Source organism: Paenibacillus sp. BT-177, assembly GCF_025846815.2.
GTDB classification, from domain to species: domain Bacteria; phylum Bacillota; class Bacilli; order Paenibacillales; family Paenibacillaceae; genus Paenibacillus; species Paenibacillus polymyxa_C.
In genome coordinates this window covers 208092-220104 of the sequence record NZ_JAOYTP010000004.1, presented here as the reverse complement: position 1 = coordinate 220104, position 12013 = coordinate 208092, and the positions used below count along the sequence as shown (strand labels likewise).

The following is a 12013-nucleotide window of genomic DNA, read 5'->3' as shown; positions in this document are numbered from 1 at the left end:
GAGCACCCATGGCTAAAATACGTACAGGTCGAGTTGGCGAGCAGATTAAGAAGGAACTAAGCCTACTCATACAGACCGAATTAAAAGACCCACGTATCGGTTTTATTACGGTGACTGGTGTCGATGTCACAAACGATTTGTCCCAAGCGAAAGTATACTTGAGCGTACTTGGAGATGAAGAACAAAAAACTTCTTCTCTGAAGGCGCTGGACAAAGCGAACGGTTATCTCCGTTCTGAACTTGGCAAACGGATACGGCTTCGCCATATTCCTGAGCTGATTTTCAAAATTGACGAATCTATTGCTTATGGCAGCCGAATTGAAAAGCTGTTGAGTGATATCGACAAGGATGAGAAATAGGAATTTTTGTTAGTCTGAAGAACCATGAACTGAATGTAAAGGAGACGGCAATGCATACCTATGAACAGGCGCTTCAACAAGCGAAGGAATTTATTCTGGAGCATGATGATTACCTGATCGTATCGCATGTACAGCCGGACGGAGACGCAGTCAGCTCCACCGTAACGGTGGGCTGGCTTCTCTCATGTCTGGGGAAGAAATTTACCATGCTGAATGAGGGACCTATTCCTAAACGCATGGATTTTTTATGGCATGCCGATGAGATTATGGATATGAGTCAACAACCGCCAGAACGGAAATACAACCGGATCATTTGTGTAGATTGTGCGGATTACCGTCGTGTTGGTTTGACAGAGCAGTTTTTTACGGAAGATGCCATTATTCTGAATATTGATCATCATCCAACGAACGATGCTTATGGTACGGTTAATGTGATTAAGTCGGATGCTGCGGCAACAGCGGAAATTCTTTTTGATTTATTGGAAGAGTTTGCAGTAACTTGGGATGTCGAAGTAGCAACAGCTGTATATACAGGGTTGTTAACGGATACGGGAGGCTTCCGCTACTCCAATACTTCACCGAAAGTGATGTCTACGGTATCACAGCTACTTGCTTATGGTGTAGATGGTCCATTTTTGTCCGAGAAATTGCTCGAGGAAATGACATTTCCCCAAATGAAAGTACTAACCAAAGCATTGCAAACGCTCACGATGTCGGAGGACAGTAAAGTTGCTTGGGTCGTTGTAACACCTGATGATATGATGGAATGTGGTGCTGTAAATGAGGACTTGGAAGGCATCGTGAATTATCCAAGAAATATTCGTGGGGTTGAAGTCGGTATTTTCTTTAAAGTTATTAATGATCAAGCGACCAAGGCTAGTTTGAGATCGGCAGGGAATGTTGATGTAGCTGCGCTGGCTCAATCATTTGGGGGCGGTGGACATGTACGTGCGGCTGGCTGTCGACTAGAGGGTAAGCTGGAAGATATCATTGAGACAGTTGTAGGGCGGGTGAAGTCTGAGCTATGAACCCAATAAAGAAGGAACAGGCAACTTGGGAAGGTGTTCTACCTGTTTATAAACCTGCTGGATTTACCTCTCATGATGTGGTGGCCAAGGCTCGCCGTTTATTGGGGATGAAGCGAATTGGACATACTGGGACACTAGATCCGCAGGTAACCGGTGTTCTGCCCTTGTGTCTGGGACGCGCCACCCGAGTGGTGGAGTACATGCAAGAGCGACCCAAGGAGTACCGGGCTACACTGCGCTTAGGCATTGCCACTGATACCGAAGACCTGACTGGGACAATAACAGAAGAGAGCGAACGTCCGGTTGAGGTGACCGAAATGGAAGCCAAAGCGGTTTTGGAGCGTTTCGTTGGTACGATCTCCCAAATCCCACCTATGTACTCTGCCCTCAAAGTAGATGGAAAACGTCTATACGAGCTGGCTCGAGAGGGCAAAACCGTGGAGCGTAAAAGTCGTGAAGTGAGCATTTACGAGCTGGAAATGACGGGATTTGCGAAGATGGGGGCGCATGTGGATATTTCTTTTCGTGCTTTATGCTCCAAAGGTACTTACATCCGTACACTATGTGTTGATATTGGCCGTGAATTGGGATATCCTTCAACAATGGTTAAGCTGGAGCGAACCATGTCTGCGGGTATTTCTGCAGAACATTGTTTAACATTTGAAGAAATTGAGCGCTATGTAGCCGATGGTAGCCTAGGTGAGCGGCTTATCGCTACCGATAAAGCAATTGACTATATGCCTGAGCATACAGTGGCTGAATCCAAGGCAGCTGCGGCTCTGCAAGGCCAACGCCTGTCGCTGAGTATAATTTCACCACCAGTGACAGACAACCAGCCTTTCCGATTATATAAAGAGGATAAAACGTTTTTAGGCATATATGGACGGGATGAATCAGGTGCGATCGCTCCAATTAAAGTTTTTTTAAGTTTGTAGGATTTATAAATTTTCAGCGGAGCTGAATCATTCTATAATCGTCAGAGATTTTCTCCTAGACTGCGGCCTGGCTTCTGTGAAATTATGCTGATAGACGTTTTTCACCTTGAATTGTGCTATAATTTTTGACGAAGTTAGTCAAATGATGTGAAATGCAGGTGAATGAATATGATTACCGTATCGTTATCTTATCCTTTGAGTGATGAGCTATTGCAGCAATGGGGACGTCCACAAGTCACGGCGATCGGCCAGTTCGACGGCCTTCATCTGGGACATGCAAGCGTGATACGCAAGGCCGTCGCGCTCGCTCGCGAACAGAAAGTGCCAGTATCTGTCATGACATTTCACCCTCATCCGAAGGAAGTCATGAAAAAAGGCGATTATGAAGGTTATTTAACACCGCTTGCGGATAAGCAGACTATTCTGTCCGATATGGGTGTGGATGTACTTTATATTTTAAGTTTTAACGAAGAATTTTCCAAGGTTAGCCCGGAGGCTTTTATAACAGACGTGCTACTTCCATTACAAATTCTAACGGCGGTAGTTGGTTTTGATTTTAGGTTTGGCCACCGGGGAGCCGGGCATGAGGATACGCTTCGGAAGCTGGGAGGAGAGCTGATGTCTGTCTACACTGTACCACCGTTCGAACTGGATGGGGATAAGGTAAGCAGCTCAGGCATTCGCCGTGCTTTACAGACGGGGGATTTAGCACATGCCTCGCGCTGGTTGGGACGCCCTTATCGTATCCAGGGTACTGTGATGGATGGTGAGAAGCGCGGACGCACAATCGGTTTTCCGACAGCTAATCTCAAGCTGGATGATTCTTATGTCATTCCGGTTAAGGGTGTATATGCTGTACGGGCGCTTATAGGTGATCATTGGATAAATGGTGTAATGAATGTAGGGGTTAAGCCTACTTTTCATGAAGGTGTGCTGAATCCGTCGTTTGAGGTACATCTTTTTGATTTTAATCAACTAATTTATGGGGAGTCTGTGCTCGTTGAGCTTCACCATTACATCCGCCCTGAACGCAAATTCTCTTCGGTGGATGAACTGATCAGCCAAATTGGAAATGACGCACAAACGGCTAAAAAGCTGTTGAGCTAATTTATTTACATAAGACAGGCGCTGTGTTATACTGACTTATGTTGTGTAAACAACGATGAACCTTAGCTTGGTTGTCCGCTTTCACCGGCGGTTACGAGGCTAATGGCGATTATAATGAAGGAGGTGAACAGGATGGCATTGACTCAAGAGCGTAAACAGCAATTGATCGAGGAGTACAAAACTCATGAATCCGATACAGGATCACCTGAGGTACAAATCGCTATCCTTACTGAAAACATCGTCAACTTGCAAAGTCACTTTCGTTCGCACAAGAAAGACCATCACTCCCGCCGCGGGTTGTTGAAAATGGTCGGTCAGCGTCGTAAACTTTTGGCTTACCTGAAGAAGACTGATGTTAAACGTTACAGTGCGTTGATCGAGCGTCTCGGACTGCGTCGTTAATTTTCAGACATGTAATGAGAAAAGAAGCCTGGTTGTTCACCGCTTGTCCCTGCTAAGGCGACGGCGGACAGCAGCCGGGTTCTTTTTTGAAATGAGGAATCTTTTTTTGAATTACATATCCTATTTTGTCTGTGAATTTCTTATGAATAAGACCTGCGCAGGAAATACTGGATGTGTATAGAACTTTTACAATGAAATGAAATGGAGGGATACCATGGAGCAACGCGTAGAAATGCAACTCGGCGGAAGAAAGCTGGTGCTTGAAACAGGACGTCTTGCAAAACAAGCCAATGCGGCAGTTAAGGTGAGTTACGGAGAAACAGTTGTGCTGTGTACTGTGACCGCTTCCCGTGAACCGAAAGATTTGGACTTTTTTCCGCTGACCGTGAACTATGAGGAAAGATTGTATGCTGTGGGGAAAATTCCTGGCGGATTTATTAAGCGTGAAGGACGCCCGAGTCAAAAGGCAATCTTATCCAGTCGTTTGACAGACCGTCCAATTCGACCATTGTTCCCTGAAGGTTTCCGCAATGATGTGCAGGTGTTAAACCTAGTCATGAGTGTTGATCAGGATTGCGAACCAGAAATTGCAGCCATGATTGGAACTTCAGCAGCACTCAGTATTTCGGATGTTCCTTTTAACGGTCCAATTGGCGGAGTTGCTGTAGGTCGTGTAAACGGACAATTTGTGATTAATCCAGATATTGCACAGCAAAACGCAAGCGATCTGTATCTCGTTGTAGCTGGAACAAAAGATGCCATTATGATGGTAGAAGCAGAAGGCGATGAGATTCCGGAGGAAGTTATGCTCGAAGCTATTATGTTCGGACATGATGAGATTAAGAACATTGTGGCAGTTATTGAACAATTGGTGCAAGTAGCAGGTAAAGAAAAAATGCAGGTTAAGCTGCATGCTGTTGATGAAAAAGTGAACCGTGAAGTACGTGCTTATGCAGCTGATCGTTTGGTGAAAGCTGTTAAAATTGCAGAAAAACATGCCCGCCAAGAGGCGATTGATGCAGTTAATGAAGAGACCGTTGCCCATTTTGAAGCACAATACATAGAGACACCTGAGCTTTTGAGTGATGTGAGCGAAGTTCTCTATGATATCGTTAAGGAAGAAGTTCGTCGTCTGATTACGCATGATAAAGTGCGCCCTGATGGTCGTAAGCTTGACGAAATTCGTCCAATTGAAAGCGACACTAGCATTTTGCCGCGTACGCACGGTTCAGGCTTGTTTACACGTGGACAAACGCAGGCGCTTAGCGTTTGTACTCTTGGTGCACTAGGGGATGTACAAATTCTGGACGGTATTGATCTGGAAGAAACCAAACGCTTCATGCATCATTACAATTTCCCTCCATTCAGCGTAGGTGAGGCTCGTCCATTGCGCGCGCCGGGTCGTCGTGAAATCGGACATGGTGCTCTTGGTGAGCGTGCGCTTTCCAAAGTAATTCCTTCCGAAACTGAATTTCCGTACACGATCCGTCTGGTCTCCGAAGTGCTGGAATCGAATGGATCGACCTCACAAGCTAGTATTTGTGCAAGCACACTGGCCATGATGGATGCAGGTGTACCGATTAAAGCTCCAGTTGCAGGCGTAGCTATGGGATTGATCAAGGATGGAGATCATGTTTCCGTACTGACGGATATTCAGGGTATGGAAGATCATCTGGGCGATATGGACTTTAAAGTTGCTGGTACTGCGGAAGGCGTAACTGCCATTCAAATGGATATTAAAATTGACGGTATTGACCGCAATATTTTACAGGATGCGCTCAAGCAAGCCAGAGAAGGACGTTTGTTCATTCTTGGAAAAATGATGGAAGCGATCCAGAAACCACGTGAGCAATTGTCTCCGTATGCTCCAAAAATTATGACAATGCACATTAACCCGGATAAAATCCGTGATGTTATTGGAGCTGGTGGTAAAATCATCAACAAGATCATCGAAGAAACCGGCGTGAAAATCGATATTGAACAAGATGGTCGTGTGTTCATCGCTTCTACAAATCAAGAGATGAATGAGAAGGCGCGTTCCATTATTGAAGGTATCGTAAAAGAAGTCGTGGTCGGCGAGATTTACATCGGTACAGTCAAACGAATTGAAAAATTCGGCGCATTTGTTGAAATTTTACCGGGTAAAGATGGTCTGGTTCATATTTCTCAACTGTCTACTGAGCGTGTAGCCAAAGTTGAAGATGTCATTGCTATTGGTGATACGATTACAGTGAAAGTAACTGAAATCGATCAGCAAGGTCGTGTCAATTTGTCCCGTAAGGCAGTACTGACGGCTGAAGCTCCTGCTAAGTCCTAGGTTGTGGTTCGCATACCACAGGGAGTCTATACGTTCGTACAAAATAAGGGGTTTGAATAGCATTAATTAAGTTTTTGGAAAGAGGCAGAGCTACGTTTCTGGCTCTTTTTTCATACATATGCACAAGTTGCACCCAAGTGGGCTTCTATAGCTTACTACGTCATAGATCTTGTCCTTCTCGCATACAATGTGGACAAACGAGCGGGAGGATGAAGGAATGATGAGTAGGGTGAAACGAGCAATGTGGGTGGTAGCCACTTTAGCCATCACACTGGTAATTGGGCAGTTTAGCGGGGTTCGTGACTACGCTAGTCAATTACGCAATGGAGACGCTACAGGAGCCGAAGAGCTTGAAGCTACACCCACGATGGCGGTAGTAGCTTTGCCTGATAATGCGCTCATGCAGCGACTAAAGACAGAAGCAACGCGTCAGCGAAGAGAACCAGTTGATGCCAAGATAGACAGGGTGTGGAAGGCTATTCCAGGTTATAACGGACTGGAGGTCGATCTGGATGCTACCTATCGCAAAGCCATTGCAGCTCCAGATCGGCCTATTCAATATGTATATCGCCAATTGGCACCCAAAATACATTTAAATCAACTGGGTAATGTCCCAATTTACAGGGGCAATCCTGAAAAACCAATGGTTTCCTTCATGATCAACGTAGCATGGGGGAATGAGTTTATCGTGCCTATATTGGATACATTGGATCAGGAGAAGGTTAAGGCTACATTTTTTCTTGATGGAAGTTGGCTGAAGAAAAATCCTGAACTCGCCAAGGAAATTCAAAGAAGAGGGCATGAGCTTTCGAATCATGCTTACTCTCATCCTAATATGAGTCGTTTGAGCCGAGCTAGAGCCGTACAAGAAATCGAAAAGACGGAAGAGCTTCTTCAACAAACTTTAGGTGTCAAAAATAATTGGTTTGCCCCTCCATCGGGTGACTTTAATCAACAAACAGTGGATATAGCAGCAGAACATGGGCTCAAAACAGTGTTGTGGACATTGGACACCGTAGATTGGAAACATCCGTCACCGCAATCGGTGGTTCATAAAATTAACAGCAATGTTGAGTCAGGCTCCCTGATATTGATGCACCCAACAGATTCGTCTGCTGCTGCTCTCAAAGGCATGATTCATGCCATCCGTAGTAAAGGACTTGTACTTGGAACTGTTAGTCAGACGCTTTCCCCTGATCGGCAGCTACCAGCTCCGGTTGAGTGAATGTCTTTTTTCTGTTAGGATTGAACATTATGGCTAAGTATGCAATTCAGTTTAGGAGGGCCAAGCGTGGAAAGAATTCAACTTAAAAACGGCCTAAGAGTGGTCATCGAAAAAATTCCAACCGTGCGTTCTGTTTCTTTCGGCATCTGGGTTAAAACCGGTTCTCGGAACGAAACATCGGACAATAGCGGTATTTCTCATTTTATTGAACACATGCTTTTCAAAGGAACAGAGCGTTTTAGTGCTAAGGAAATCGCTGAGCAATTTGACGCCATCGGAGGAAATGTTAATGCTTTCACTTCGAAGGAATATACGTGCTATTATGCAAAAGTGCTAGATGAGCATCTACCGATCGCAGTCGATGTACTGTCTGATATGTTCTTTAATTCCAAATTGGATCAGGAAGAGCTAGCAAGAGAGAAAAATGTGATTTTGGAGGAAATCTCCATGTACGAGGACACACCTGATGATATGGTGCACGATCTTGTTTCTCGCGCGGCCTATGGTGAGCACCCACTGGCTTATCCGATTCTCGGAACCGAAGATCACCTGCTAGCTATGGATAGCTCACATCTCAGCCATTATATGAAGGAGCACTATACAATTGATAATACAGTTATCAGTGTGGCTGGTAATGTTGACGATCGTCTTGTAGAATTGCTGGAGCAACATTTTGGGCATTTCGATAATCATGGAACCGTCTCGCCACTGACAGTACCTGCGTTTAACGGTCAGCTGTTGTACCATGAGAAAGCAACGGAGCAGAATCACATTTGTCTATCCCTGCCTGGATTTGCAATAGGCGACGATCTCCAGTATGCTATGGTTTTGCTGAATAACGCGATCGGCGGGGGCATGAGCTCACGTTTATTTCAAGAAATTCGTGAAAAACGCGGACTGGCTTATTCGGTCTATTCCTATCATAGCTCCCATGCAGATAGTGGAATGTTCACGATCTACGCAGGCACCGCTCCTAAGCAAACAAAGGATGTGCTCGATTTGACACTGGAGTTGTTGCGAGATGTAGCTGTCAACGGTTTGGACGCTAATGAGCTTCGCAAAGGCAAGGAGCAGCTAAAAGGAAGTCTGATTTTAAGCCTTGAGAGCACTGGTAGCCGGATGAACCGTCTTGGAAAGAATGAGTTAATGTTGGGTCAGCATTATACGCTGGATCAAATGATAGAACACATCGAGCAAGTAACGGCTGATGATGTGAACAAAGTGCTGGATCGGATGTTTTCGGAGCCGTTTGCTCTGTCAATGGTCGGAGCGAGTGATTCAGCGGTTAAGGATATGAGGAGGGACTATTTTGTTAACTTACGTTGAAATTAACAGACTCGGGGGCAATGAAGATATTGAGCTACCCCGCAAAATGTCAGAGCTTGCATCTGGGTTTGACTTGTATGCAGCAGTGCAGGAGGATTTGGTTCTGGAACCTGGCAAACGATGCCTCGTTCCAACTGGATTTGCAATAGCTATGCCAGCAGGATTAGAGGCACAAATCCGTCCGCGTAGTGGACTGGCTCTCAAGCATGGTATTACTTGTCTTAACACACCTGGGACGATTGATGCAGATTATCGTGGGGAGATTAAGGTGCTCCTTATCAATTTAGGCGAGGAACCGTTCACCATTACGCGCAATGAGCGAATTGCACAAATGGTATTTCAGGTTGTGCCTGAGGTCGAGCTGAAACAAGTAGACCATTTGTCTGAAACAGTGCGGGGTGCTGGTGGGTTTGGTCATACAGGACGCTGAGTCTACGATTTACTTGCAAAACCTGTAATCCAACAATGTAATCCAATTGTCATTTTGCAAAAACTTCAATATTACTCGTTTAAGAGTAAAGCATATACATAAAGTCGTCCCGTAGAGGGGCGGCTTTTTTTGTGTTTTTTCACCCCTCTCCGGGCATCTGCATAGACTAAAAGCATATCGTGTCTCGGAAAGGAGTGATCCGGATGCTAACAGGAATGCGCATCGTTGTTTTGGGTGGAGATGCGAGGCAGCTTGAGGTAATCCGCAAATGTGTGGACATGGATGCTACCGTCACCGTGGTCGGCTTTGACATGCTTGAAGTACCACTCAAAGGAGTCACACTAGAACCCATGTCTGTCAAGCTGCTGGAATCGTCAGACGCACTGATTCTACCGGTGGTGGGATGCGATGAGGAAGGCAACGTAAATGCACTTTTCGGAGCACAGAAGCTCCAGTTTCTGAATGAGCATGCTGCTGCTCTTCCACCGCATTGCGTTGTATATACAGGGATGGCGCGAGCGTACTTAAAAGAAATATGTACCAGACATGAATTGAAGCTGGTTGAGCTGCTGGAAAGAGATGATGTGGCCATATACAATTCTATACCTACGGCTGAAGGCGCACTGATGATGGCAATTCAGCATACTGATTTTACGATTCATGGTGCAGATTGTATGGTTTTAGGCATGGGACGGACTGGATTTACCATGGCAAGGGCACTACAGGGATTGGGCGCCAAAGTGAAGGTTGGAGTACGGCGGGCAGAGGATGCAGCGAGAGCTGTAGAAATGGGTTGGAAGCCTTTTATGACGAGGGATTTAGCGAATGAGACAAAGGGAGTTGACTTGATTTTTAATACGATACCCTCTATGATTATCACAGCGCAAATCCTGTCTAAATTGCCACTGAGTACCGTGATTATAGATCTTGCTTCTGCCCCGGGCGGTTGTGATTTCCGGTATGCGGAAAAACGTGGAATTACGGCTATGCTTGCCCCCGGTCTTCCTGGTATAGTTGCTCCCAAAACTGCAGGTGCCATTATAGCGAATACGCTGGTGCAGTTGTTAATGGAAGATAATCCTGATCGGGGGGATGCGCAATGAGTTGGCAAGGGAAAACAGTAGGTTATGCCATTACAGGCTCACATTGCACGTTTGAAGAGGTAATGCCTGTTATACAGCGCTTCGTAGATGAGGGTGCGAAGGTCGTTCCCATTATATCCAATACCGTACTAACAACGGATACTCGTTTCGGTACTTCGCAAAGTTGGCAAAAACAGTTGAAAGATATAACAGGGAATGATATCATTTCTACAATTGTGGAGGCTGAGCCACTGGGACCCTCCCAAATGCTCGATGTGCTGGTGATTGCACCGTTGACGGGGAATTCGATGAGTAAGTTAGCGAATGCGATGACAGACAGTCCGGTTTTAATGGCTGCCAAGGCGCAATTACGCAATGGTCGTCCACTTCTTTTAGCCATATCTACTAATGATGGACTTGGTCTAAATGCTGCTAATATCGCCAAGTTACTAGTAGCCAAAAACATCTTTTTTGTGCCGTTCGGACAGGATAATCCAGTTAAAAAGCCGAACTCGCTTGTAGCCAATATGGAGTTGATTCCAGAGGCTGCCTATGAAGCATTGCAGGGTAAACAGATTCAGCCGATGATTGTGGAACGCAAGACCCCATGAAGTACTATAGTTAACTGCTGAGCATCCCTCGCCTAGAAGATGATTCGATAATGCATCGAGTCTAATTTCTTGTTGGCGGTGGATGCTTTCAGAATAAAAAATGGTTTTTTAGTCGAGAAGGGGAGATACACCAGATGAGCAATAGAAAGTTTAATGTAGCTGTCGTTGGAGCGACAGGCGCTGTAGGCGAACAGATCGTAAATCTGCTGGAAAAACGAGATTTTCCTGTGGGAAAAATCAAATTTCTTTCTTCGCCTCGTTCTGCCGGCACGTTAATTAGCTTTAAAGGTCAGCAGATTCCAGTAGAGATTGCTACCCCCGACAGCTTTGAAGGAATCGACATTGCTTTGTTTAGTGCAGGCGGAGACGTGAGTAAGGAACTGGCGCCGCATGCTGTTCGTCATGGGGCAGTTTGCATTGACAACACCAACGCATTCCGAATGGAACCGACAGCTCCTCTTGTAGTACCTGAGGTGAATAGCGATAAAATTGCCGAGCATCAGGGGATTATCGCCAACCCGAACTGCTCCACCATCCAGATGGTAGCTGCTTTGAAACCATTATATGATCAATATGGCATTTCTCGTATCATAGTATCCACATACCAGGCCGTATCGGGCGCTGGAAGCCGTGCTATTGATGAATTGAATCGTCAAAGCGCAGCCATTCTTAACGGTGATGAGGTTCAGCCAGATCTGCTGCCGGTAGGTTCGTTGCCAGTAAAACATCAGATTGCTTTCAATGCTATTCCGCAAATCGATAAGTTTCAGGATAATGGCTATACACTGGAAGAAATGAAAATGGTACGCGAAACGAAAAAAATACTGGGTGACGATTCTGTAGACGTAACAGCAACGTGTGTGCGTATTCCTGTTGTATACGGTCACTCGGAATCCGTCTATGTAGAGCTTAAAAAAGATTATGATCTAGAAGAAGTTCGTAATCTGTTGGCTTCCGCACCTGGAGTAACGCTGGTAGACGATCCTACTGCCCAGCTTTATCCGCTCGCATCCGAAGCGGCAGGAAAACCTGACGTATTCGTAGGGCGTGTACGTCGTGATTTGGGCAATAGCCGTGGTTTGAACTTGTGGGTCGTATCCGACAATCTGCTCAAGGGAGCGGCATGGAACGCGGTGCAAATCGCGGAAATTATTGCTGCAAAAGCGGAGTAACGTTCCTAAAGCCGGGAGT

General features: G+C 45.7%; 12 protein-coding genes. All 12 read left to right on the top strand.

The window, feature by feature from the left end:
- Positions 1–8 precede the first annotated feature (8 nt).
- A complete protein-coding gene (gene rbfA, locus OIU26_RS14530; protein ID WP_013370723.1) occupies positions 9–359 on the top strand; it encodes a 30S ribosome-binding factor RbfA in 351 nt (116 codons plus the stop codon).
- A 50-nt stretch (positions 360–409) separates the two neighbouring features.
- Positions 410–1387, top strand: coding sequence for a DHH family phosphoesterase (locus OIU26_RS14525; RefSeq protein ID WP_264217232.1), 978 nt, complete (start codon positions 410–412; stop codon positions 1385–1387).
- On the top strand, positions 1384–2322 hold the full coding sequence (gene truB, locus OIU26_RS14520; protein ID WP_264217231.1) for a tRNA pseudouridine(55) synthase TruB: 939 nt from the start codon (positions 1384–1386) through the stop codon (positions 2320–2322). Before OIU26_RS14525 ends, truB begins: the two co-directional genes overlap by 4 nt.
- A gap of 168 nt (positions 2323–2490) precedes the next feature.
- Positions 2491–3429 (top strand): bifunctional riboflavin kinase/FAD synthetase, encoded by a 939-nt coding sequence (locus OIU26_RS14515; RefSeq protein ID WP_264217230.1) that lies wholly within the window; start codon positions 2491–2493, stop codon positions 3427–3429.
- Positions 3430–3561: 132 nt separating this feature from the next.
- Positions 3562–3831 (top strand): 30S ribosomal protein S15, encoded by a 270-nt coding sequence (gene rpsO / locus OIU26_RS14510; protein WP_007430074.1) that lies wholly within the window; start codon positions 3562–3564, stop codon positions 3829–3831.
- A 214-nt stretch (positions 3832–4045) separates the two neighbouring features.
- On the top strand, positions 4046–6148 hold the full coding sequence (pnp, locus tag OIU26_RS14505) for a polyribonucleotide nucleotidyltransferase (RefSeq protein ID WP_264217229.1): 2103 nt from the start codon (positions 4046–4048) through the stop codon (positions 6146–6148).
- Positions 6149–6365: 217 nt separating this feature from the next.
- Positions 6366–7373, top strand: a complete 1008-nt coding sequence (locus OIU26_RS14500) for a polysaccharide deacetylase family protein (RefSeq protein ID WP_264217228.1) — start codon at positions 6366–6368, stop codon at positions 7371–7373.
- 66 nt (positions 7374–7439) lie between these two features.
- The gene (locus OIU26_RS14495; RefSeq protein ID WP_090735474.1) at positions 7440–8699 is read left to right on the top strand and encodes a M16 family metallopeptidase; all 1260 of its coding nucleotides are present in this window, start codon (positions 7440–7442) and stop codon (positions 8697–8699) included.
- The gene (dut, locus tag OIU26_RS14490) at positions 8683–9129 is read left to right on the top strand and encodes a dUTP diphosphatase (protein WP_013370731.1); all 447 of its coding nucleotides are present in this window, start codon (positions 8683–8685) and stop codon (positions 9127–9129) included. The genes OIU26_RS14495 and dut overlap by 17 nt, the downstream gene beginning before the upstream one ends.
- Positions 9130–9332: 203 nt before the next feature.
- A complete protein-coding gene (gene dpsA, locus OIU26_RS14485; protein ID WP_025679748.1) occupies positions 9333–10232 on the top strand; it encodes a dipicolinate synthase subunit DpsA in 900 nt (299 codons plus the stop codon).
- On the top strand, positions 10229–10822 hold the full coding sequence (locus OIU26_RS14480; protein ID WP_013370733.1) for a dipicolinate synthase subunit B: 594 nt from the start codon (positions 10229–10231) through the stop codon (positions 10820–10822). Before dpsA ends, OIU26_RS14480 begins: the two co-directional genes overlap by 4 nt.
- Before the next feature lie 134 nt (positions 10823–10956).
- A complete protein-coding gene (locus OIU26_RS14475) occupies positions 10957–11994 on the top strand; it encodes an aspartate-semialdehyde dehydrogenase (protein ID WP_264217227.1) in 1038 nt (345 codons plus the stop codon).
- The last annotated feature ends 19 nt before the right edge of the window (positions 11995–12013 follow it).